Origin of the sequence: Flavobacterium sp., assembly GCF_031423415.1 — a bacterium.
Classification (GTDB): Bacteria; Bacteroidota; Bacteroidia; order Flavobacteriales; family Flavobacteriaceae; genus Flavobacterium.
Genome location: NZ_JANPFL010000018.1, coordinates 17,899 through 43,083 on the forward strand (window position 1 = coordinate 17,899; position 25,185 = coordinate 43,083).

20 protein-coding genes and 3 tRNA genes are annotated in these 25,185 nt (G+C 35.5%); 10 read left to right on the forward strand and 13 right to left on the reverse strand.

Annotation, left to right across the window (positions count from 1 at the left end):
• Window positions 1-165: 165 nt before the first annotated feature.
• From tsaD to RMO83_RS02250, 7 genes are all read left to right on the forward strand, one after another.
• Window positions 166-1,188, forward strand: a complete 1,023-nt coding sequence (gene tsaD / locus RMO83_RS02220; RefSeq protein WP_310558040.1) for a tRNA (adenosine(37)-N6)-threonylcarbamoyltransferase complex transferase subunit TsaD — start codon at window positions 166-168, stop codon at window positions 1,186-1,188.
• Window positions 1,189-1,191: 3 nt separating this feature from the next.
• Window positions 1,192-1,929, forward strand: a complete 738-nt coding sequence (locus tag RMO83_RS02225) for a 16S rRNA (uracil(1498)-N(3))-methyltransferase (RefSeq protein ID WP_310558041.1) — start codon at window positions 1,192-1,194, stop codon at window positions 1,927-1,929.
• Window positions 1,930-1,940: 11 nt separating this feature from the next.
• The gene (locus RMO83_RS02230) at window positions 1,941-2,579 is read left to right on the forward strand and encodes a DUF4159 domain-containing protein (RefSeq protein ID WP_310558042.1); all 639 of its coding nucleotides are present in this window, start codon (window positions 1,941-1,943) and stop codon (window positions 2,577-2,579) included.
• A 160-nt stretch (window positions 2,580-2,739) separates the two neighbouring features.
• Complete coding sequence (locus tag RMO83_RS02235; RefSeq protein ID WP_310558043.1) at window positions 2,740-3,696, forward strand: zinc metalloprotease; 957 nt, start codon at window positions 2,740-2,742, stop codon at window positions 3,694-3,696.
• Window positions 3,697-3,772: 76 nt separating this feature from the next.
• Complete coding sequence (locus RMO83_RS02240) at window positions 3,773-4,864, forward strand: AI-2E family transporter (protein ID WP_310558044.1); 1,092 nt, start codon at window positions 3,773-3,775, stop codon at window positions 4,862-4,864.
• 2 nt (window positions 4,865-4,866) lie between these two features.
• Complete coding sequence (locus tag RMO83_RS02245) at window positions 4,867-6,045, forward strand: THUMP-like domain-containing protein (protein WP_310558045.1); 1,179 nt, start codon at window positions 4,867-4,869, stop codon at window positions 6,043-6,045.
• A 6-nt stretch (window positions 6,046-6,051) separates the two neighbouring features.
• Complete coding sequence (locus tag RMO83_RS02250; protein WP_310558046.1) at window positions 6,052-6,618, forward strand: hypothetical protein; 567 nt, start codon at window positions 6,052-6,054, stop codon at window positions 6,616-6,618.
• Here RMO83_RS02250 and RMO83_RS02255 read toward each other — a convergent pair whose 3' ends face one another.
• From RMO83_RS02255 to RMO83_RS02270, 4 genes are all read right to left on the reverse strand, one after another.
• Window positions 6,619-7,272, reverse strand: coding sequence for a M15 family metallopeptidase (locus tag RMO83_RS02255; protein WP_310558047.1), 654 nt, complete (start codon window positions 7,270-7,272; stop codon window positions 6,619-6,621).
• Between the two features lie 56 nt (window positions 7,273-7,328).
• Window positions 7,329-7,402, reverse strand: a tRNA-Arg gene (locus tag RMO83_RS02260).
• 29 nt (window positions 7,403-7,431) lie between these two features.
• A tRNA-Pro gene (locus RMO83_RS02265) sits at window positions 7,432-7,506 on the reverse strand.
• A gap of 14 nt (window positions 7,507-7,520) precedes the next feature.
• Window positions 7,521-7,607: transfer RNA gene (locus tag RMO83_RS02270), tRNA-Ser, on the reverse strand.
• A 289-nt stretch (window positions 7,608-7,896) separates the two neighbouring features.
• On the opposite strand from RMO83_RS02270, the gene RMO83_RS02275 reads away from it, so the two are divergent.
• Together RMO83_RS02275 and RMO83_RS02280 are read left to right on the forward strand one after the other, a co-directional pair.
• On the forward strand, window positions 7,897-9,075 hold the full coding sequence (locus RMO83_RS02275) for an acetyl-CoA C-acyltransferase (protein WP_310558048.1): 1,179 nt from the start codon (window positions 7,897-7,899) through the stop codon (window positions 9,073-9,075).
• A 94-nt stretch (window positions 9,076-9,169) separates the two neighbouring features.
• Window positions 9,170-9,931 carry a C40 family peptidase gene (locus RMO83_RS02280; RefSeq protein WP_310558049.1) on the forward strand — a complete coding sequence of 254 codons (762 nt, stop codon included), beginning with the start codon at window positions 9,170-9,172 and terminating at the stop codon, window positions 9,929-9,931.
• 54 nt (window positions 9,932-9,985) lie between these two features.
• Here the strand turns inward: RMO83_RS02280 and RMO83_RS02285 are convergent, their stop codons facing one another.
• The 9 genes from RMO83_RS02285 to RMO83_RS02325 form a co-directional block, all read right to left on the reverse strand.
• A complete protein-coding gene (locus tag RMO83_RS02285) occupies window positions 9,986-11,272 on the reverse strand; it encodes a tetratricopeptide repeat protein (protein WP_310558050.1) in 1,287 nt (428 codons plus the stop codon).
• Between the two features lie 103 nt (window positions 11,273-11,375).
• Window positions 11,376-14,003 carry a DNA gyrase subunit A gene (gene gyrA / locus RMO83_RS02290; protein ID WP_310558051.1) on the reverse strand — a complete coding sequence of 876 codons (2,628 nt, stop codon included), beginning with the start codon at window positions 14,001-14,003 and terminating at the stop codon, window positions 11,376-11,378.
• Window positions 14,004-14,326: 323 nt separating this feature from the next.
• Entirely contained in the window at window positions 14,327-16,936 is a 2,610-nt protein-coding gene (locus RMO83_RS02295) for a leucine-rich repeat protein (RefSeq protein ID WP_310558052.1), read from the reverse strand.
• Window positions 16,937-17,305: 369 nt separating this feature from the next.
• Entirely contained in the window at window positions 17,306-17,722 is a 417-nt protein-coding gene (locus RMO83_RS02300) for a hypothetical protein (protein ID WP_310558053.1), read from the reverse strand.
• A 75-nt stretch (window positions 17,723-17,797) separates the two neighbouring features.
• Window positions 17,798-18,505 (reverse strand): hypothetical protein, encoded by a 708-nt coding sequence (locus RMO83_RS02305; RefSeq protein ID WP_310558054.1) that lies wholly within the window; start codon window positions 18,503-18,505, stop codon window positions 17,798-17,800.
• 180 nt (window positions 18,506-18,685) lie between these two features.
• A complete protein-coding gene (locus RMO83_RS02310; protein WP_310558055.1) occupies window positions 18,686-19,342 on the reverse strand; it encodes a hypothetical protein in 657 nt (218 codons plus the stop codon).
• Window positions 19,343-19,375: 33 nt separating this feature from the next.
• Window positions 19,376-19,678, reverse strand: a complete 303-nt coding sequence (locus RMO83_RS02315; protein WP_310558056.1) for a hypothetical protein — start codon at window positions 19,676-19,678, stop codon at window positions 19,376-19,378.
• Window positions 19,679-19,820: 142 nt separating this feature from the next.
• Entirely contained in the window at window positions 19,821-20,444 is a 624-nt protein-coding gene (locus RMO83_RS02320) for a response regulator transcription factor (RefSeq protein ID WP_310558057.1), read from the reverse strand.
• Between the two features lie 44 nt (window positions 20,445-20,488).
• Window positions 20,489-21,751, reverse strand: a complete 1,263-nt coding sequence (locus RMO83_RS02325) for a histidine kinase (RefSeq protein WP_310558058.1) — start codon at window positions 21,749-21,751, stop codon at window positions 20,489-20,491.
• Window positions 21,752-22,590: 839 nt separating this feature from the next.
• Here RMO83_RS02325 and RMO83_RS02330 point away from each other — a divergent pair.
• Window positions 22,591-25,137: an ATP-dependent Clp protease ATP-binding subunit gene (locus RMO83_RS02330; RefSeq protein ID WP_310558059.1), complete on the forward strand. Its 2,547-nt coding sequence runs from the start codon at window positions 22,591-22,593 to the stop codon at window positions 25,135-25,137.
• The last annotated feature ends 48 nt before the right edge of the window (window positions 25,138-25,185 follow it).

A 25,185-nucleotide genomic window follows, 5' to 3' on the forward strand; every position in this document is an offset into this window, starting at 1 on the left:
TATTTTAATAATTTTTTTGATACCGATTGGCTGTTTTAATTTATTCTGAAATTACATTTTGCACAACGAAAGAAAGCCATTTTAGATAAAAATTCTTTAATTTTGGCTCGCCCGTAAAATATATATTACGGATTGTCAAATATAATTCAAAATTGGTGCCTTTTTATGCAAAACTCTGAGGTTTTTATTCTTGCGATCGAAAGTTCTTGTGATGATACTGCAGCAGCGGTTTTACATAATGATATAGTTTTGTCAAATGTAGTGGCTAACCAATTGATACACAATCAATACGGAGGTGTTGTGCCAGAATTGGCCTCTCGTGCACACCAACAAAACATCGTTCCCGTAATTGATGCAGCGCTACGCAAAGCAAACATAAAAAAAGAACAACTTTCTGCCATTGCATTTACTCAAGGTCCAGGATTAATGGGTTCATTACTCGTAGGAAGTTCCTTCGCTAAATCATTGTCGTTGGCATTACATATTCCTCTGATTGCTGTCAATCATATGCAAGCCCATATTTTGGCACATTTCATTGACGAGGAAGGTTTTAACAAACCTACTTTTCCCTTTTTGGCTTTGACGATTTCTGGCGGACATACTCAAATTGTGAAAGTAAACAACTTTTTTGATATGGAAATTATTGGTGAAACCACCGATGATGCTGTGGGAGAAGCCTTTGATAAAAGTGCTAAAATATTAGGACTTCCCTATCCTGGCGGTCCGTTAGTGGATAAATATGCCCAACTTGGAAATCCGAAAGCCTTTGCTTTTACTAAACCAAAAGTTCCCGGATTGGACTTCAGCTTTTCAGGATTGAAAACAGCCATTTTGTATTTTATCCAAAAGAAAAAGCTTGAAAATTCAAATTTTATCGATGAAAATCTCAATGATATTTGTGCTTCTATTCAACATACTATTATCGAAATTTTGATGGACAAATTGAAATTGGCTGTCGCAGCAACTGGAATCAAACAAATCGCCATTGGCGGCGGAGTTTCTGCCAATTCTGGCATTCGAGCTACGATAAAAGAAGCCGAAAACAAATACGGTTGGAAAAGCTATATTCCAAAATTTGAATACACTACCGATAATGCTGCGATGATTGGAATTGTAGGTTATCAAAAGTTTTTATCCCAAAATTTCGAAACTTCGTCTGTGGTTTCAAAAGCACGAATTCAATTCTAAACTATGCAATTATTTTATAATCCAACTATTGACGAAACCACTGAAAATTTTTCTTTTGATAAGGAAGAAAGCAAACATATCATCAAGGTATTGCGCAAAAAAGATACTGATATTTTATTTGTTACCAATGGTTCAGGTTTGCTATTTAAAACCGAAATTACATTGGCCTCAGACAATAAATGCACAGTAAAAATTCTTGCTATCGAAAAGGCAGAACCTTCAAAATTTCATTTGCATTTAGCTGTTGCACCAACTAAAATGAATGACCGTTACGAATGGTTTTTAGAAAAAGCTACCGAAATTGGAATTCACGAAATCACGCCAATTATCTGTGATCGCTCAGAACGAAAAGTAGTAAACAAAGAACGTTTTGAGAAAATTATATTGACAGCGATGAAACAATCGAATGTTTTATTTCTTCCAAAACTGAACGAAGCTATCACTTTCAAAGAATTTATTAAAAGCAAAAACGAAGGGTTACAACTCATTGCTCATTGCGAAGAAACCAATAAAAAAACACTTAAATCAGTTTTGAAAACAAACGAAAATGTTATCTTGCTCATTGGTCCAGAAGGCGATTTCTCAGAAAAAGAAATTTCATTGGCAGCCGAAAACAATTTCATTCCTGTATCTTTGGGGAACACAAGATTAAGAACTGAAACGGCAGCGATTGTAGCTTGTCATAGTGTTGTTTTTTTTAATGAAAGCCCCCTAGCCCCCAAAGGGGGAATTACAAGTTAATTTCGAATTTTATGAAAAAAATATTTTACCTGTTTCTACTTGCTTCAATGAATTCATTTTCCCAAGAAATAGCCTTGGTAAAGTACAGTGGCGGCGGCGATTGGTATGCCAATCCGACATCATTACCAAATTTAATAAAATATTGCAATGCCAATATTAACACTAAGATAAAACTCAAACCTGCGACTGTAGAACCTAGTAGTCCTGATTTGTTTTCCTATCCTTTTGTACATATGACTGGTCACGGAAATGTAGTTTTTAGCGAAGCCGATGTAAGCAATCTAAGAAATTATTTGACTTCAGGTGGATTTCTACATATTGATGACAATTACGGAATGAATGAATACATCCGAAAAGAAATAAAGAAAATTTTCCCTGCTACTGATTTAGTCGAAATTCCAGCGAATCATCTCCTTTTTCAAAAACCCAATTTGTTTGCCAATGGTTTGCCAAAAATTCACGAACACGACGGCAAACGTCCACAAGCATTTGGCATTTTTTTCGAAAACAGATTGGTCTTACTTTATACCTACGAATGTGATTTAGGTGATGGTTGGGAAGATGCCGAAGTAAACAATGATCCTTTAGAAGTTCGCGAAAAAGCTTTAAAAATGGGAGCCAATATCCTGAATTACATTTTCAATAATTAATACCACAATAGGTAATTTAAAAAAACATTCCTTTGTAAGGATTTCTGCAATTACATCAATCTAAAAGTAGATTGTTTATGAAAAAATTTGCATTTTTAATAAATTTGTTATAAAATTGTCAAAGATTAAACATAAATCTTAAATTTTAACAAATTCTACTATGAAAAAAATTCTTTTATCTGCGGTAGCAACCATGTTGCTTTTTTCTTGTCAAAATGATGCTACTGATGCAGCAACTCCTATAACAAATGCGGTTACCCACAGAATTTGTGCTTCGCAAGATGTTCTCAACGAACAACTAGCAGCTGATCCAAAACTCGCTCTTAGAATGAATAAAATCGAAGCTTTTACACAAAAAAGAATTTCGAATAAAAACTTCAGATTAGTAAATGGCAAAATTGTGATTCCAGTTGTAGTAAATGTGCTATACCGAACCACAGCCGAAAACATTTCTGATGCACAAATTCAATCACAAATTGATGTATTAAACAAAGATTTTACAGCAACAAACCCTGATTTTGCTAGTGTTCCTGCTGAATGGTCTGGGGTAAAAGCTGCTATCGATATAACATTTGAACTGGTGAAAATTAACAGAAAAGCCACAACAAAAACGCCTTGGGGAACTAGAGATGCAATGAAAAGTACTAAAAAAGGAGGTCTAGATCCAACAACACCTACCACCACTTTAAACATTTGGGCATGTACTATTGGAGGAGGAATTTTGGGTTATGCACAATTTCCTGGAGGTTCGTTGGCCACAGACGGAGTTGTAATTGATTCTAACTATTTTGGTTTGTCTAGTGCTGCAAGTGCTCCTTACAATTTAGGAAGAACGGGTACACACGAAGTAGGTCACTGGATGAACTTGCGCCATATTTGGGGAGATGCCTCTTGCGGTAATGACCTAGTTGCCGATACACCAGTTGCCCAAACTTCAAACTTTGGAGTACCTACATATCCTTATGTAAGTACTTGTTTACCAGTTCATAACGAAATGACCATGAACTACATGGACTATACTGACGACAGAGGAATGTATATGTTTACTAACGGCCAAAAAGCTAGAATAAATGCCATATTTGTTGTTGGCGGGGCAAGAGCTGCTTTCGGAATATAATTTTTTAATGTTAATCATACCAAACTCGCTACTTGTTAGCGAGTTTTTTTTATCTTTAACGTCAAAATTAGTATCTATGATTACATCAAAAATTATTGCAAACGGTATTTTAAGAGCCATAGGTTTTTTAGTTTTAGCAGTTGTATCACTCTATTTTATATATTTAATTCAATCCGTTTTAATTTATCTTATTGTGGCTTTAATCCTTACTTTGATAGGAAATCCTATTCTTGATTTCTTCAAAAATAGATTAAAATTCAAACACATTTTAGCAACAATTGCTACACTTTCAATATTTGTATTAATTATTGCAGGTTTTATATTGTTGTTTATTCCTTTGATATCTTCGCAAGGAGAGAATTTATCCGTATTAAATACATCCGAAATTGAGAAAAAAATTACGCAATTGATCAATCAAGTCGCAGTTTTCTTAGAAAGTCATAATATTGATTCTAAACAGATGTTGCAAGAAGCCAATATCACTTCTAAGCTCAATTTCAATTTTATTCCTAATTTTTTAAATGGTGTTTTGAGTACCATCGGAAGTTTTGGAATGGGTTTAGCCTCGGTTTTATTTATTACTTTTTTCTTTCTCAAAGACCGATTACTTTTCATTGTTGGTGCTAAAAAATTGATTCCAGACTCACACGAAGAACAGATATTGAATTCCGTACACAAAATAAATCATTTGCTTTCTCGCTATTTCATAGGCTTATTGCTTCAATTATTTATTGTCTTTATCTTATATGTTATTGTATTATTAATTTTTGGAATTCCAAACCTGATAATTATCGCTTTTCTCTCTGCTGTTTTGAATATTGTCCCTTATATAGGACCATTAATTGCATCATTATTAGCTGCTATCTTGACAATGTTAAGCAATTTGGGTTCAGATTTTCAATCCGTAATTTTGCCAACAACAATTTATGTTTTAATAGGTTTTTGGCTTGTTCAGGTCATTGATAACAACGTATCGCAACCCCTAATATTTTCCAAAAGTGTTAGCTCGCATCCTCTCGAAATCTTCCTTGTTATCCTCATTGCAGGATTTCTATCAGGTATTTTAGGGATGATTATTGCGGTTCCTCTATATACCATTTTCAAAGTAATTGGAAAAGAATTTTTTCCAGAAAATGCAATAATCCAACTCCTTACTAAAAACATATAATTTTGGATTTAAAATTATTAAATCCTAAAATTCAAGCATTTATCAATTCTAATATTGATGCCAATATTGCAAAGTTAGCTTTGCTGAAGAATCCTTTTCCTGAAATGGATTGGATTCAGGTCTTGAATCAAATTGAGGCTAAAACCAAATCTAAAGACAAATTGCCCCATTGGTTTGCTGCAAAAGATATCCTTTTTCCAAGCAAAATTTCAGTTGAACAAACCTCATCCGAAAAAACAGCTTCCTATAAATCTGAACTAGTTTCTGGTGACAATCTTATTGATTTGACAGGAGGTTTTGGGGTTGACGCCTTTTATTTTGCTAAAAAGATAAAAAATATCACCCATTGCGAAATAAATACTGAACTTTCTCAAATCGTCAAACACAATTTCGAGCAACTTAATGTAAAAAATATACATTGTTATTCGGGCGGTAGTTTAGAAATTTTAACTCAATTAAACGCCAAATACGATTGGATTTACATCGATCCTTCGAGAAGAAATGATGCCAAAGGCAAAGTTTTTATGCTCGAAGATTGTTTGCCAAATGTTCCTGAAAATCTGGGTTTTTTATTTAACTATTCAGATAGGATTCTTGTAAAAACAGCTCCCCTACTCGATATTTCAGCTGGATTATCTGAACTGACAAATGTAAAATCGATACATATCGTTGCTGTAGAAAATGAAGTTAAGGAATTATTATGGAAATTACACAAAGATTATTTGGGGAAAACAAGTCTTAAAACCATCAATATTTTAAAAGAAAATCGAGATACTTTCGATTTTGTTTTGGATGAAAATCCAGAAATACCCGAATATGGTTTGCCAGAGAAATATATATACGAACCCAACAGCGCCATAATGAAATCTGGTGGTTTTGATGAAGTGGGCACTTTTTATAAACTCAAAAAGCTGCACAAACATTCGCATTTATATACCAATTCTGAAATTATTGCCTTTCCAGGAAGAATTTTCGAAATCGAAAATACTATTCCATATCACAAAAGAGAAATGAAGAATTTTCTTGAAGGAAAACAATGCAACATCACCACTCGAAACTTTCCTGAATCGGTTGAAAATATTCGCAAAAAATGGAAATTAAAAGAAGGTGGAAATCAGTATTGTTTTTTTACAACGGATCAAAATGACAATAAAATAGTTTTAATTTGCAAAAAAAAGTAACGAATAATGAAACAAGCAGCACTAGTGTTTTTCTTCTTGATAAGTAGCCAAATATTTGCCCAAATAAACTGCGAATACAGCGTGAATGTGAAAGATTCTATTGGGACTTACAAATCGACCAAAGAGTACATGATTTACGAGAAAAATTTCGCTGGAAACAAAAATTATATCTTTTTTACTCTTGTTTTGACCGACGGAACTCCAACATTAAATGTACAATTCATACAAAAAAGTAAGGAATTCATGAAAGCGAATTGTTTTGACAAAAATTCAAAATTATTTTTTCAGTTAAATAACGGCAAAATAGTGACTTTACTTCACATTGACAATGAAAATTGCGGAACGATGGTTCGAGATAATGAAGGATTTGACAACAGACTTCTAGTGGGGAATTTTATGTTTATAAGAGGTTCTTTTGAAGATTTAAAAAGCTCTCCAGTCAATTTAATGCGAATTAAATATTTGACCGATTTAGAAGATTATGTTTTCCGAAAAGAATTTACAGCTGAGATGGATAATAAAATTTACCAACCTGAAAATTATTTCATCAACTATTTGCACTGTATCGATTAACTAATCACATTTCCATTTGGCATTAGAAACTGCATCATTCAATGCCGATTTCAAATTATAATGCCACCATTCTGAATCAAATGAGTTAAAACCATTTTCAACCATTATGGTTTTCAACAATTGTCTATTGGATTTTATTTCCTTTGTACGATTTTGATAATTATGGCTGGCTTCAATCCCAAAAAAATCGAAACTAGTTCCCATATCGAGCGCTTTTCCACTAAAATCTACCAAAGTAATATCGACAGCTCCACCTCTATTGTGAATGGATCCCTTGATCGGATCAGCTACGTAAGAAGGATTGGGAACAATTTTCCACATTCTTTTTTGAATATCCAAAGGGCGATAGCAATCGAAAATCTTAATTTTATATCCCTTTTTCATAAACTGAGAATTGGCTTCAATCATGGCTTTGACCGTTTTTAAACGCAAAAAGCATTCGGCACAATCATAAACTTTGGCTTTCAAAAAATTATCTGAAGTTGCATATTTCATATCATACACAAAATCTTTGCTGTAGTCTTTCAAATTCACAAATGTGGTGTCATTTACGAGTACTTCCTTTTTATCAATGGTAGTTACAGTTTGTGATTTACAGGATAACAAACTCAAAATCGCACAAAAAAGAATAACGGATTTGATACAGGAAGACATAATTTTGTTTTTTAAATAATTTATAAACAAAAAAACCACTCTACTGAGTGGTTTTGTGAACGCAGAAGGATTCGAACCTTCGACCGCCTGCTTAGAAGGCAGGTGCTCTATCCAGCTGAGCTATGCGTCCATTGACAATTAAGAAAACTTAATAATCAGTCGGGGTGGCAGGATTCGAACCTGCGGCCTCCTGCTCCCAAAGCAGGCGCGATAACCGAGCTACGCTACACCCCGAAGCGCAAAAAAAGCGGAGAGTAAGGGATTCGAACCCTTGGTACAGTTTCCCATACGCATGTTTAGCAAACATGTCCTTTCGGCCACTCAGGCAACTCTCCAATATATAAACCTATATCCTTTTAAGCGGTTGCAAATGTAACTTTCTATTCTATATTCCACAAATAATTGACCCCTTTTTTTAAATGTTTTTTTATAGTATTACAAATTACTTAACAATCAAATGTATAGGCAGATAAATATAAAACTTTCAATTTTATATAATTTGCTGTACGATTAAAAATTAATTATTCAACATTTGCTAACTAAATGTATAATATTATCAAAATTGTAATTTAGTATTTACTCAAAATGTTTAAATTCGCTGCGTAACTCGAGAATTAAACTATTATGAGCAAAAAAATTGTTATTGTTTCCGCTGTCAGAACTCCAATTGGAAGTTTCATGGGAGGCCTATCTACCGTTTCTGCCCCAAGATTAGGCGCAGCAGCCATAAAGGGCGCCTTAGATCGAATACAATTGGATGTGAATTTAGTTGATGAAGTGTTCATGGGAAACGTCATTCAAGCCGGAGTAGGTCAAGCGCCTGCCCGACAAGCTGCCATTTATGCTGGATTGCCGAATTCTGTCGCTTGTACAACGGTCAATAAAGTTTGCGCTTCTGGAATGAAAGCTGTGATGTTAGGAGCGCAAGCTATTCTTTGTGGCGATGCTGAAATTGTCGTAGCTGGTGGGATGGAGAATATGAGTTTGATTCCACATTATGTACATTTGAGGAATGGGCATAAATTTGGCTCAGCCACAATGGTAGACGGAATGCAGAAAGACGGACTCACTGACGCTTACGACAACAACGCTATGGGTGTTTGTGCTGATTTATGTGCAACTGAATATAAATTAACCCGCGAAGATCAAGACAACTTCGCAATTCAATCCTATGAACGTTCTGCCAAAGCTTGGGGACAAGGAAAATTTGATAATGAAATTGTTCCTGTCGCTGTTCCTCAAAGAAAAGGAGACCCGATACTGGTCTCAAAAGACGAAGAATATACAAATGTAAGCTTAGAACGAATCCCATCCTTGAACGCCGTTTTTACCAAAGACGGGACTGTTACCGCTGCCAATGCTTCTACTATAAATGACGGAGCCGCCGCAATGGTATTGATGAGTGAAGAAAAAGCAATTGTATTGGGATTAAAACCTCTGGCCTACATAAAGAGTTATGCTGATGCAGCGCAGGAACCGAAATGGTTCACGACAACTCCTGCAATTGCCATTCCTAAAGCCTTAAAAAAAGCAGGCTTATCAATTGAAGATGTTGATTATTTCGAATTGAACGAAGCTTTTGCGGTGGTGGGTTTGGTCAATTCTAAAATCCTTGGATTAGAGGATACGAAAGTAAATGTAAATGGCGGTGCCGTTTCTTTAGGCCATCCGTTGGGATGCTCTGGATCACGAATTATTGTAACACTACTAAATGTATTAGAACAAAATAATGGTAAAATTGGAGCAGCTGCAATTTGTAATGGCGGTGGTGGAGCTTCGGCAATTATTATTGAAAGAGCGTAAAAAACGTTGCAAGCTATACGTTATGAGTTTAGCTTTATGCGCAATTTACACATAAACTTTTGACCTATTAACCCATAACCTTTAACCCCGACCTATGTTTGGAATTTGTAATCTAGCCATAATCCCACTTCGAAGTGAACCCAGTGATAGAAGCGAAATTGTTTCGCAAGTTTTGTTTGGCGAACATTTTGAAATCTTAGAACAAGTAAACCAATGGTCTAAAATTAAATTGCATATCGACAATTATGAAGGTTGGGTAGATTCTAAGCAATACCAGAATATTTCCGAATCAGAGTTTCAACAACTCTCTAATGATGTCATAGTTTTAAATTCCGATTTATTGGAATATATCACAGGGCCTAATAATTTATTACTTCCGATTCCGTTAGGTTCTTCCTTGTCTTTTTTGAATCATATCGATATTAACACCGCCAACTTTAACTTTGAAGGCACTAAAATTAGTGGTATTAAATCTAAAAAAAGCATATTAAGTACCGCTTTTATGTACCTCAACGCTCCTTATCTTTGGGGAGGAAAAACACCATTTGGTATTGATTGTTCGGGTTTTACACAAATGGTTTATAAGCTTAATGGCTACAAATTATTGCGAGATGCATCACAACAAGCGTTGCAAGGTGAGACACTAAGTTTTATTGAAGAAAGTGAGCCAGGAGATTTGGCTTTTTTCGATAATCAAGAAGGAAATATCATTCATGTTGGCATTATTATGCAAGACAATTACATCATTCACGCAAGTGGAAAAGTACGAATTGACCGCTTGGATCATCTTGGAATTTTTAATGCTGAGACTAACAGACATACCCACAAGCTCCGGGTTATTAAAAAAATTATATAAAAAAAACCGTTTCAATTTTAATATTGAAACGGTTTGTATAAATACGGAAAAATACTATTTTTGCTCCAACACTTTTATTTTTGCTTTTAACTCTTTAGATTCAGGCATCATTTCTAATGCGCTGTAAACATTTAGTAGTGTTTTTGCTATATCAATATTAGTTGGTTCCAACTCATAAGCTTTTTGAAGATATGGTATAGTGCTTTTGAATAAATCCTCTCTTTTTACCTTTAAAACATTGTAGCGTTTCATGTCCTTGTCTGAAGTTCCCAATTTGTTCATTTCATCGATAATAGGTTTTTCATCGTCTAGTTTCAAAGCAGCCAAATTGATATATGCATTTGCATACTTAGGATTAATTTCAATTACTCTTTTGTAATACTTCTCTGCATCAGCAAGATTTTTCGAATTAGCACTTATCACTCCTAGATTAAACACTAAATCGGCATCATTTGGATTTTTTTCTAAAGCTTCAGCAACTAATTTTTTATAAGTTTCAAAATCTTTTGTTTCTAAATATAGGTTAGCTTCTGTCAAAATTAATGAAGTGTCTGTTGGATTTGCTTTTCTTGCGTCAGCGACCGCTTTTTTAGCTTCTTCAATTTTACCGTCTTGAACTAAAATTAAGGCAATATTTTTATAAATTTCTCCTCTTTTAGAAGGAATTGCTTCTGTTTTTGGTTTTTCGTGAGTACCAATTTTCACAGCTAAATCTCTTTCTTTTGCTGTATTATATAGGTCTTCTTGACCTGTTAATTTATTAGTAGCCAAATAACTGGTTCCTTTACCCGAATAATTCAAGGTTTTTAAGTCAGAATATAACTTAAGAGCAGTTGCATAATCTTTAGCATTTACATAAGTAGATGCAGCATAATATAAATTGATGGTGTCTTTTTTATCTAATAAATAAGCATCGTATAATTTTTGAGCACCATCTATGTCTTTATTCGCTTTTGTGTCTGCTATGGCACTGTTCAATAATTTAAATTTAATATCAAGTATAGAAGTAGTGGCTTGAGTTGAATATTTGTCCTTACCAGACGTTTTTTCTACCGATACTAAATCTTGATACGCTTTGGCAGCCAAAGAAAGATTACTCCCTTCTGCAACTTTTTTATTGGCTAACTCCAAATGAGCATTCCCTTTTACAAAGAAATATTGCGCTTTTTCAGAATCTGGAGCCGTTGCTGATGCAGCTTCTGCTCCTTTCAAAATAGTTATTGCTTCCTGAGGATTTCCACTTTTTAGTGCTTTTTCAGCAGCTTTAATTTGATCTTTTTGAGCAAAAGCAATAACTGAAATCAATAATGCTGACGCTAGAATTACATATTTACTTTTCATGTTTTTAGTTTTTAATTTAACTGTAAAATTAGATAGAAAAACATGTACTGACTATGATTTTTATCATATACAATAAATGTTTCAGATTATTTATTTTTTATTGTTATTCATCTGAATCGTCGTCGTCACCAATTTCTTCAGCATCATCCTCCTCTTCGATTTCGTCTTCGTCATCAGCATCGTCATCGTCTTCCACTCCATCATCTTCTAGAATTTCAAGTACTGGTTTCACTCTTTCAATAGTTTCGGTTTCGATAACATTTCCTTCTTCATCAACCACCACTTCTACAACATCGTCTTTCATTACTTTGGTAACGGCAGCAATCGAATCGTTTCCTTTGATGTTGATTAACTTAACGCCTTGCGTAGCGCGTCCCATAACTCTCAAATCTTCAACAGCCATCCTAATGGTCAATCCAGATTTGTTGATAATCATCAAGTCATCGGCATCGGTAACGGCATTTATAGATATTAGTTTTCCGGTTTTCTCGGTAATATTCAAGGTCTTAACTCCTTTACCACCACGATTTGTGATTCTGTATTCATCAAGACTAGAACGTTTTCCGTATCCATTTTCGGCCACTACCAGAATTTCACTATTCATATCATTAACAGTAACCATACCAATTACTTCATCAGTATCATCTTTTAATGAAATTCCGCGAACTCCAGAAGCAGTTCTTCCCATCGGACGGGTTTTGGTTTCTTCAAAACGAACTAATTTCCCTGATTTTACTGCCAAAATAATTTGACTATTTCCATCGGTGAGTTTAGCTTCTAATAATTCATCACCTTCCTTAATAGTAATAGCAGCAACACCATTTATTCTAGGTTTAGAATATTTCTCTAAAGAAGTTTTCTTCACCTGACCTTTTTTAGTCACCATAATAAGGTTGTGGCTATTGGTGTATTCTTTGTCTTTTAAATCTTGGGTACAAATAAATGCTTTTACTTTATCGTCACTTTCGATATTGATTAAGTTTTGCAAGGCTCTTCCTTTGGCAGTTTTGCTTCCTTCTGGAATTTCATAGACGCGCATCCAGAAACATTTTCCTTTTTGAGTAAAGAACATCATATATTGGTGATTGGTAGCTACAAACATGCTTTCAAGGAAATCTTGATCTCTAGTTCCAGCACTTTTTTGTCCAACTCCACCTCTATTTTGAGTTTTGTATTCCGATAAATTGGTACGTTTGATGTAACCTGCGTGCGAAATGGTAATGACCACATTTTCATCGGCAATTAAATCTTCGATACTTACATCGCCGCCAGAATATTCAATTCGAGAACGACGCTCATCTCCATACTTCTCACGAATTTCCGCCAGCTCTTCTTTTATTAAAGCAGTTCTTAGATTTACATCGGCTAATAAGGCTTTCAAATGTTCGATTAATTTCATCAACTCTTCATATTCTGCTCTTAACTTGTCTTGCTCCAGACCTGTTAACTGACGCAAACGCATTTCAACGATAGCGCGCGCTTGAATATCGGATAATTGAAATCTTTCGATTAATTTTTCTCTGGCTTCTTCGGTATTTTTTGAACTTCTGATTAAAGCGATTACTTCATCAATATTGTCCGAAGCAATGATTAATCCTTCTAAAATATGGGCTCTTTCTTCGGCTTTACGCAATTCAAATTGAGTTCTACGAACTACAACATCGTGACGGTGCTCAATAAAATAATGAATCATATCTTTTAGATTCAACATTTGTGGGCGACCTTTTACTAATGCAATGTTATTTACGCTAAACGAAGATTGTAATTGTGTAAATTTATAAAGCGTATTCAAAACCACATTTGGTGTTGCATCCCGTTTCAAAATATAAACGATTCGCATTCCGTTTCTATCCGATTCATCACGGATATTGGCAATTCCTTCTATTTTTTTGTCGTTGACCAAATCAGCGGTACGCTTGATCATATCCGCTTTATTGACTTGGTATGGAATTTCGGTAACGATTATACACTCTCTACCATCTACTTCTTCAAAACCAACTTTAGCACGCATAACTATACGTCCACGACCCGTTTTAAAAGCTTCGCGAACACCTTCATAACCATATATTACACCGCCAGTTGGGAAATCTGGTGCTTTAATGTGAGTCATCAATTCGTCAATTTCAATATCGTTATTATCTAGATACGCCAAGGTACCGTTGATAACTTCCGTTAAATTATGAGGAGGCATATTGGTAGCCATACCTACGGCAATTCCTGTTGCACCGTTAATTAATAAAGTTGGCACTCTGGTAGGCATCACTTTTGGCTCATACAAGGTGTCGTCAAAGTTCAATTGAAAGTCAACCGTTTCTTTTTCGATATCGGCCATAATTTCTTCCGAAATCTTTTTCATTCTAGCCTCAGTATAACGCATTGCTGCTGGACTGTCACCATCAACAGAACCAAAGTTACCTTGACCATCAACTAATAAATAGCGCATACTCCACTCTTGGGCCATACGAACCATCGCATCATACACTGAGGTATCTCCGTGTGGGTGATACTTTCCTAAAACTTCTCCAACAATTCTTGCAGATTTTTTATGGGCAGATTTTGAAGTTACTCCTAGATCATACATTCCGTAAAGTACTCTTCGATGTACTGGTTTTAAGCCATCTCTAACATCAGGAAGCGCTCTTGACACAATTACCGACATCGAATAATCGATGTAAGCTGATTTCATTTCATCCTCAATGTTAATAGGAATTAACTTTTCTCCTTCAGACATAAGTTGTAATTTTTAATAAATTTATTTTAATTTCAAAACGTGCTAAGATAAGTCATTCCGATGTTTTTATCCAAACAATTCAGCACTTATTTCAATGATTTATTAACAAATTGATCTAAAAAATAGTCCGTTTTATTTATCCTAAATCAACTATCAAAACTCCTCGTTCAAGGTTTTTCTTTGGAAAGTAGTTATAAAAAAAACCGCTCCCTGAGGAAGCGGCTTACACAAAGTCTAAAGAATACAGATTTAATCATCATCGCTTGATGAAATATTAAAATAAACCTCAATATGATCTTGAGGTTTTCTGGACTTAAATATGTTTATTTTTTAATCAAACGCACCGTTTTAGTATTCGTTCCTTGAGAAACGATTACATTGTAAATTCCTGTTACGTAATTTTGACCCAATGCAAGATTTTCGACTTCATTTGCATCAACTGTTTTGTTTTCAATTTGTTTGCCAATCATATCAAATACTAAAATCGAAAAATTTTCATCAGTAGCACCATTAACTTTCAAGTTAAATATGTTAGTGCTTGGATTAGGGTAAGCTACAATTTCAAATGGTGTTTCTATTGCAATAGGTGTTTCGATTTTTTGGGCTTTTCTACAACCAACACTCCTAGTCACAACAACTATGTTACTAAAAACTGGGGAAGAACAAGCACCTATTGACACCATCGCTCTAAAAGCTGTTGCAACAAATAAGGCTCCGGTTGACACTGTTGCGGTAGTAGAGGTGTTTACGTTCGACCACGTTGGTGTTGTTGCGCTCCAGTTAGTAGATTTTTGCCATTGTATTGTACCTGCTTGTCCAGATAATGAAATAGTTGTTAGATCGCCATAACAAACCGATGCTGCTGCACTAGTGGCTGTTCCTGCTATCGCGGATGAACCAACTGTAAACACAACAACATTAGAATCAGATGTTGAACATGCTCCGCTTTTAACTACTGCTTTAAAGTAAGTTGTACTAGTTAAATTATTTACTAAATAAGTAGTTGACCTGCCACCTGCTGAAGTAGTGGAAAAACTAGTTGCACCATCAGGATTTTGATACCCTAATGTTGGGCTATTAAAAGGCACGTTATAAAAGGTTATACCATCAGTAGAATACACCCAATGAATGGTTCCAATTTGACCAACAAGTCTTAAAATTGCATTACTTCCTGAGCAAAATGTGCCGCTTCTTAATGCCGTTCCAGCTACTGATAGTGGATTTACAGTTACTGTTTTGACGCTACTTCTTGCAATACTGCAACTGCCGCTAGTTACTACCGAACGAACGTAGAATCTTGATAAAGGCGCAAAAGCAACATTGCTCATCGTAAATGTTGGGCCGTTTGCGCCAGCAACAGCAGTAAAACCGATGGTTGAAGAGGTTGTAGAAACTTCCCAAGCAATAGAACTGCCAGTATAAGCAGCGGATGTAAAAGTGATATTGTCACCAAAACAAACGGATGGTGGTACGCTTATAGATCCTGCTCTCGCAGCAGGAGTAACCGTGATTTTTACAGGCGTGGCATATACAATTGTCCCACCGCTAATGGTAACTTTTGCTCTGTACCAAGTTGTGGTTGTCAAATTTACTACGATTGCCGACGTAGGAGTTACAGTCAGGTTATTATTAACGGTTGTTGTATTTGCAACTGTGCTCCAAGAAGGCACAGCATTAGTGGTATTAACAAAATTGGTGCTTCTTTGCCATACCACTGTCGATCCTGCAGTTACTCCAGCTAAAGTAAGCGTTGTACTATTTGTAAAAGCTAGTGAAACACCTGATAAATTTAAAGCCGTTACAGGACTACAAACCGATACATTTCCGCCAGCAATTATTGGCCCTGTTGCTATTAAAAAATCCTGCCAAACGGGAGCCGCTTGATAAGCACTAATACTTCCAGCAGGCACAGTTAAAATACAAGCCGCTTGGTTGACACCGTCAAAAACACCGCGATTTAATATATTCAACGGAGTCACAATGTCACATTGTACAGAAGTTAGAGCAGAACAACGAGCAAAAGCATAAGAACCAATACTATTTACCGAGTTTGCTATAGATAAAGATGTTGCACGGACACAACCGGAAAATGCAGCAACACCAATACTAGTTACAGAGTTTGGAATAGTTATAGAAGTTATTGAAGAACAATTGCTAAAAGCATTTTTCCCAATGCTAACGATTGAGTTTGGAATAGTTAAAGAAGTTATGGAATAGCAACCGTAAAAAACATCTTCACCAATAGTGGTGATGGAGTGTGGAATGGATAGAAATGTAAGAGAACTACAATTAAAAAATGCGGCATAACCAATACTAGTTACAGAGTTTGGGATTATTATCGATTCTAGTGACGCACAAGCGGCAAATGCACCAGGCCCAATACTAGTTACCGAGTTTGGAATAGTTACAGAAGTTAAGGAACCACATTGGAGAAAAGCATTAAACCCAATACTAGTTATCGTATTTGGAAGTGAAATCGAAGACAAATAAGTACAGCCAACAAAAACCCCGTTACCAATGCTGGTTACCGAGTTTGGGATTATTATCGATTCTAGTGACGCACAACCGCCAAAAGCACCATGACCAATACTAGTTACAGAGGTTGGAATAGTTAAAGAAGTTAAGGAAAAACAACCGGCAAAAGCGTTTTGACCAATGCTAGTTATTGAGTTTGGAATGGTTATAGATGTTAAATCAGAACAACCGCTAAAAGCACTGTCACCAATACTAGTTACAGCATAAGTATTGCCACCATCGACAGTACTTGCAGGTATATTAGCAGTTCCTATAAAGCCAGAGTTATCACTAACTTCAACAGTTAATGGTGTTGTTGCAGAGGTTACCGTATAATTAATCCCTCCAAAAGTAAAGGTCTGTGCTACCAATGAACCCGCGGTACATAATAGAAGACTTAAAAAAATAATTTTCTTCATAATCTTTGTTTTTGTTTCCCTACTCTAGGTTTTGGCTTTTCGGGTTGCGCCGTTAGTATTGATTTGTTTGAAGAAAGTACCCTACTTCATACCTTCATAATTAAAACGAGTAGTTAGCGATATTCGTGATTTAGCCGCAAAAAAAAACACTGAATAAATAATCGTTTTTTAGAAAAGTTTAGATTACAGCTTTAATCATAACAGTATTATGAAATAGTATAAAAAACCTGAAGATGGTCTTGAGGTTTTCTGGAAAAACTAACTCAAACAAAATATTATTTCATAAGGTCACAGGCACGATTGCAAAACCGCGCTAGCGGAATTTATTTCGTTATTTAGCTTTAATATTGCGTAAATTATCTGCTCAGCTTAAACCACAGAAACAATTACAATTAGCAGCCCATCTTTTCTTAGAATTGAATATTTACCTTTTTTTACTTTACATTTACTCCTTAATTTTAAAGGTTTTAGATATAACTGATCTATTTCAAAATTTTCTTTCAATTCGAAATACTTTCTATTATTATAATAATCTTTGTTTTTCTTGTTAAAATCCTTTTCTTTAAAATAGATAGTTAGTGTACCGTTTTCATTATTTTCGAATAATGTGCTAGCTTTCCTTCTTGTGCCATCATCCATCACGACATCCTCTCTGCATAATCCGCTCCCCCAACATCCAAAAGCTCCTGCACTAAATGAACCAGCGTGATAAGTAGTAATAACTATTGGTTTTGCTGATAAATGCAAACAAAAAAAAGTAAATAACACAAATAAAATATTTCTCATAATTTCTAAATTTTAATTTTACCTACTCTTTGATACAGTTTTCGGTTACCCTGTTTATTATTAAATTTTAAAAATTTAGTTTGCTTTTGGTGTAGTTGTTACAGGTTCACAACTAAGACAACCTCCGCCATAACATCTACAACACGGTGCCCCATGACAATCCTGTTCCGTAATACTCACCCCAAATCCAAATCCACCAAAATTGGAGTAACTCGCTTTTAAATTAACAAAAAGCTTTGAGGTTTTAATCACATTTACCACCAATGTTGGATTGTAAACAAAACTCACCGCATTGCTTTTTATTTCTGCGCTTGGCGTAGTTTCTCCTAGAAAAAACTCTACATTTTGTTGGTTGCTAATTAAAACACCTGCTTTAAGGTCGAGCCACATTAAAGGTAGTTTTTTACTTTGCGATTTTGGAAATAACGGAATCTGTGGGCTTGCCATAATACTAAAACCACTTGGGTTTGATTTGGTAAATTTGTAGCTTAGATATTCTATGTTATTTTCTTTGGCATAAGTAACAATGCTTTCTTTATTGTTAGTACCAGTAATATACTCAGCAGCTAATTTTATTCGTGTACTACTTTTTTTATTTGGAGCAAAAGAAAGCTCCACACCAGCAGATTGTCCTGAGTTTAAAAACAGAAATGGACTTGTGCCTTCCTTTTGCATACTCATAGGTATATAATAATTTGCACTTGCACCAAACTTTATACTACGTTGTGCTTGAATGTGTAATGTGATTAAGAGAATTGCTAGGATTGTAATTGATTTTTTCATTATTTTATTTTTATTTTCCCCTACTCTTGGTTTGGCTTTTCGGGTTGCGCCAGTTTTTACTCACCCCTCCCGATAGCTATCGGGACTCCCAAGGAGAGGGAGCCGAAACGTGAGTATTATTGTTATAGTTTATTTTTAACCCTACCAGGGTTTAAAATCCTGATAGGGTTGTTTCATTAATTAAGCGGTTATCGTAGCCATCACCACATCGCTCCAAGGGCCAGATTCTCCACGGTTGTTTTCCCAACGGAGCCAGTAGTACACGTTTTTGCCTGCGTTTTCTCCGTTGAATTGATGGGTGTAAGGCGATGCAGTGTCCGTAGCCATATAGCTTAACTCGCTAGGATCTATGGCTGGTTCGCCTATTTTGAACCAGATTTGGCAACCGCGCACACCACTTGGTTTGCCGGCACTACCGTCTTCGTCAGTAAACGAGATGGTGTGTTCTAGCCTGCGACTAGTATCGACTTGCGCAATAGGCTTGGTGCTTGGTACAGCAACTGGAGTTCTAGAGGTACTTCTTTCAGCTAAATTCAGTGAGTTGCGATCTTCTACCGTCAAGACACTGGCAGGAATATCGGCATAAATGGCGCGAAGCGTGTCCATAATTGCTTCTTTCGCATTGTCTTTGTTTTCTACAATCGATTTGGTGCGGGTGTTGCTGTTTTGAGACGCCGGATAGACGGTGTTCCAAGTTACTAATTGGGCGGTTGCCGCGGTTTCGTTAGCAGCGGAAACTAATAGACGAGCTTTGTTTGCTACTAGATAAGGTACTGCCGTTTGAACATACAAGTTAAAATCGGCTTCTTTGCTGGGGAATGGTCCTAAATTGGGCATAGTTTTAAATTTTAAGTGTTAATTATTTGATTTTCATTGGTTTATATTTACTGTCCTCTGTTGATGTGCACTTTTATTATCTTCCGGGTTGCCGCCCGAAGCTTCCGGGCGGCAACCCGGAACTCTCGGGCGGTAACCCGCAACTCTCGGGTTCAATCCAGAAACTCTTGGGTTCAAACCCGGAACTCTCGGGCGGCAACCCGAAACTCTTGGGCGACAACCCGAAACTCTTGGGTTAAATCCCACAACTTGCGGGCTACAGCCCAAAACGTGGGAACGATATGCCGAGAGTTTGTACTGAAAAAAAAGAACTTTTAGTTGTATTGAAAACCTCATTATTGTTATTCAGCTTAATACTATGCAAATATGGGATAGATTGCAAAATAAAAAATCCCTTAATCTAGTGATAAGGGATTGTGATGCAGTATTGTAAAAAAGCATTAAAAGGAGTTTTCCGATGGGGCTTTGCGTGATACCTCTATTGCTTGACGTTCTGGTAATAATAAGCAATGGCTTCGCCAAGTGAGGAAATGTGCAGTTTTTCGTAGATGTGTTTGATGTGCGTGTTTACAGTAGCGTAACTAATGCCTAGTTTGTCAGCGACCATTTTATACGAAAGTCCTTCAGAAAGATGCGCCAGTACTTCATTTTCCTTTAGAGTGAGTGGATTGCTTGCTGCTTTGGGCTTAAAATAATCTAATACTTTTTGAGCAATGGCTGGATTCATCGCTGCTCCGCCTTGACTTACTTCTTCTATTGCTTGCAAAATGCGTTGCGGTTTGTCGTTTTTAAGAATATAACCGCTTGCTCCATTTTTGATAGACGTAAAAATTTTTTGACTGTCGTCGAAGGCGGTTTGCATCAGCACTTTTACCTCTGGATGATGGATTTTTATTTGACGCAATCCCTCTAAACCATCTACTTCTGGCATATTAATGTCCATTAAAACCACATCGGGATAATAGGTTTCTACCTCGGAAAGAACATTGACACAGTTCATAGCTTCTCCAACAAACTTGAGTTCGTCGTTGAAACGGAGCAACGCTTTAAGGCTGTCTCGTCTTTCGGTACTATCATCATAAATAAAAATTCGTATTGTCATAGCGCAAAAGTAATTCAATTAGTAGCTAAGTTTTGTCCCTTAATCTAGTTACACGGAATTGATACTGAAATTGTTGTTCCTGTACTTGCATTCGAAAATATATTGAAACTGCCCTTTAATTCGGTTACTCTTTTTTGCATATTGGCAATTCCATTTCCTTTTATTTGAGTAGCATCAAATCCGAGGCCGTTGTCTTTTACCTCTAAAAAAATGGTGTTTTGTTCTATGGAAAATGTCACTACTACCGCACTGGCCTGGCTATATTTTACTGCATTATTGATGGCTTCTTTTGTAATAAGCACGACGTTTTTTCGAGTCATAATATCTTTTATTTGTTCATCAATAGCCGTGTCGATTTTTATTTCATAGTCGATGGTAGTAGCTCCTAGAATATCATTGGCAAAGTTTTTTATACGAGTACTAATGGTCATGAACTCCTCTTTACCGGGTTTCATACTCCAAATGATATCGCCAATTTTTTCGGCTATGCTTTGCGATTGATCTTCTATTTTACCCAAGACACGTTGGGCTTCGTTTGGGTTATCCTTAATTAATCTATTGGCTATGGCACTATTAATTTGCAAACTGCTTAGCGAAGAACCAATTTCGTCGTGCAAATCGGCGGTTATTTTGTTGCGCTGCTGTTCTAAAACCAATTGCTGTTGAAACAATTGTTGTTGCATTTCTATTTTGTTGTTGAACAGCTGTATTTCATGTTGTCGAGCAACTTCATCTATTTCATTATCAATCTTGAAATATTTATAAATAAAAGCAGCAATAAAACAAATATTTTCAAGTAAATATCCATAACATAAATATTGAAAACCGGTATAAACACTTGTTTCTTGATATACGGTCGAGTCGATGATGGCTAAAATTCCAGTAACAAACAAAGCGGTAATGGCAAAAAACAAGTATCTAAAAAACACAATGTGCAAATTTTTGGCAATGTGATAATAGAATACGATTGAAATCAAGTAAATAATTATGCGAGAAACTACAAAAAGCGGTATACTTTTTCTAACAAAATCTGGAAAAAGCAGCATTATCAAAAAATAGAAAATTGTAAAATTAATATAAAATTGATAGAGCTTTTGTAGCTTCATATATTTGATGTCTTGCAACAGCATAGCCTGATAAATAAAGGCACAAAATGACAATGTACTCAACATTTGCAAAGCCTCAATCAAGAGTTGCATCATCGCTCTTTTGTGACTAGGAAAAGGAAAATCACCCGTGTTTTTTATATAAACAGCGATTATAAACAGCAAAAGTATCAAAACATACAAACTGTAATAGGTGTACATTTTTGACTTAAAAAAATAATTCAAATACAACGCAGTAAAGCTTACCAAAACCAAAAAGCCCATAGTAAAAAAGCTAAGTCCCACAAAAAATGGATCATTTATTATCATTATACATTTGTAATTTATAGTTAAACTTATTGAATTTTTATTGGCTTCAATTAAAATTGTATTGGTATTTGTAATGTATCAGGATGAAATAAATTTAAGCTCATTGTCAATCAATATTTTTTACTACCGCTGCTATGCGTTGCTATTTAGTTGTTATATGAACATTCAATCCATTTGGACTACCTATATAAAAATTTTGCTTTTTACCCTCCACAAAACGATAGCCTTGTTGCGGATTTGGACATTTATCAAAATACTTATCCACATTGTAAACTTTTACCGTTTTACCGTTACATCTATAAACGCATCGTTACACGTGAGCCTCATAAAGCCTTTCGAATCTTCATACCTAAAATAATTGGTTCCTCGCGAAAGTCCGTCTTCAGTTATTACGTTTGAAATGGCATAATTAGCAAAAGAATTTTGCCCAATGGAAGTATTCCAGAAGACAACGAAAAAAGTTAAAATGAAAAATTGTTTAATGATAAGAAGTAATTTTCGTGCTAAAATACAAAAAAACATCAACTGTTAACATAACACAAAATTAGAATAACCTCTTAAATTGTTTTTTTATTAACAAATTGACCTTTATTTTTAGTTAATAATTTAAATAAGTTTTAACGTTTTTCTGCAGTTTTTTTTGTCAATTAGCTGACATAACCTTTTAAGAGGTATGATTTTTGTTTTTCAAACAGTAATTCACTAAATTTACAGCAACAAGACACGATAATATGGATGATAATTTTTCACCAAGAGTAAAAGATGTTATTACTTATAGCAAAGAAGAAGCTCTGCGTTTAGGCCACGATTTCATTGGGACCGAGCATCTTATGCTCGGAATTTTGAGAGATGGAAACGGCAAAGCCATAAATATATTGAATAATTTATCAATAGATTTAAACCTTTTGCGAAGAAAAGTAGAGATTCTAAGTCCAGCCAGTCCTACTATGGAACTGAACAACGAAAAGAAGAATCTTCACCTTACTAGACAAGCAGAGCGTGCATTGAAAACCACTTTTCTAGAAGCCAAAGTGTTTCATAGCACCTCAATAAGCACAGCACATTTATTATTGTGTATTCTAAGAAATGAAAACGATCCCACAACCAAGCTATTGAATAACCTGAGTATTGATTATGATATAGCTAAAGAACAATATTTAAATATGACACCATCTGAAGAAAATTTTATCGAAAACTTGCCTAAAAACGACGCGTACAACGAAGATTCAGGACAAGATGACAGTCTCAAAGAAGGGAATTTTAATAATCCAGCCAATAAATCTAACAAAAAATCAAAGACTCCTGTTTTGGATAATTTTGGAAGAGATTTAACAGAAATGGCCGAAGAAGGAAAATTAGATCCAGTTGTAGGACGAGAAAAAGAAATCGAACGTGTTTCACAAATTTTAAGCCGTCGTAAAAAGAACAATCCGCTTCTTATAGGAGAACCAGGTGTAGGAAAATCAGCTATTGCCGAAGGTTTAGCCTTGCGAATCATTCAAAAGAAAGTATCTCGTATTTTATTCAACAAACGCGTGGTTACTCTTGATTTAGCAAGCCTTGTCGCCGGTACAAAATACCGTGGACAATTTGAAGAGCGAATGAAAGCCGTGATGAACGAATTAGAAAAAAATGACGACATCATCCTTTTTATTGACGAAATTCACACTATCGTTGGTGCAGGTGGAGCAACAGGCTCACTTGATGCTTCCAATATGTTTAAACCTGCTTTAGCAAGAGGCGAAATCCAATGTATTGGAGCCACAACTCTTGATGAATACCGACAATATATCGAGAAAGACGGAGCATTAGAAAGACGTTTTCAAAAAGTGATTGTAGAACCAACTTCGGTTGAGGAAACCATTACCATTCTGAACAATATCAAAGACAAATATGAAGATCACCACAATGTAACATATACTCCTGAGGCGATTGAAGCTTGCGTTAAATTGACTAATCGCTATATGTCTGAGCGTTTCTTACCAGACAAAGCTATAGATGCTTTAGACGAAGCAGGTTCAAGAGTTCACATCACTAATATTGAAGTTCCAGCACAAATTTTGGAACTGGAAAAACAATTGGAAGATGTTCGTGAACTTAAAAATGCAGTTGTCAAAAAACAAAAATACGAGGAAGCAGCAAAACTTCGCGATGACGAAAAACGTTTCGAAAAAGATTTGGCTATAGCCCAAGAACAATGGGAAGAAGATTCTAAAAACAATAGAATTCAAGTTACCGAAGACAATGTTGCCGATGTAGTATCAATGATGACAGGAATTCCTGTGAATCGTATTGCGCAAACCGAAAGCAATAAACTGGCTATTTTACCAGAACTCATAGGCGATAAAGTGATTGGACAAAAAGAAGCTGTGATGAAAATTTCCCGCGCTATTCAAAGAAATCGTGCTGGATTGAAAGATCCAAATCGCCCAATTGGTTCTTTCATTTTCTTGGGACAAACTGGTGTTGGGAAAACCCAATTGGCCAAAGTTTTAGCTAGAGAATTATTCGATTCAGAGGAAGCTTTGATTCGAATTGATATGAGCGAGTATATGGAAAAATTTGCCATTTCTAGATTAATCGGAGCGCCTCCAGGATATGTAGGTTATGAAGAAGGCGGACAATTGACTGAGAAAGTGCGTCGCAAACCCTATTGCGTAGTGCTATTAGATGAAATAGAAAAAGCGCATCCTGATGTTTTCAATATGATGTTGCAGGTTTTAGACGATGGTTATTTAACCGATAGTTTGGGGCGAAAAATCGATTTCAAAAATACTATCATCATTATGACTTCGAATGTTGGAGCACGTCAATTGAAGGATTTTGGACAAGGTGTTGGTTTTGGAACTGCAGCCAAAGTAGCTCAAGCGGATGATAATTCGAAAAGCATTATCGAAAATGCTTTGAAGAAAACATTTGCTCCTGAATTTCTAAATAGAATTGATGATGTGATTGTGTTTAATGCCTTAGAAAAAGAAGACATCAATTTGATTATTGAAATTGAATTGAAAAAATTATACGCTCGTATTAAAGATTTGGGCTATCAATTAAAACTTTCCGACAAAGCAAAATCATTCATTGCTGACAAAGGTTTTGATAGACAATTTGGTGCTAGACCATTAAAAAGAGCCATTCAAAAATATGTTGAAGATGCACTTGCAGAGGAAATTATTACCTCTAAAGTGAGTACTGGAGATGAAATTTTTATGGATTTAGAAGACGAAACCTCACAAGAGTTGTCTGTTAAAATTTTGAAAGCAGAAGAACCAACGAACTAGTCTCTGTTGTAGAGCGCCCTTGCAGCCACGAATTCAATACTTTCAAAA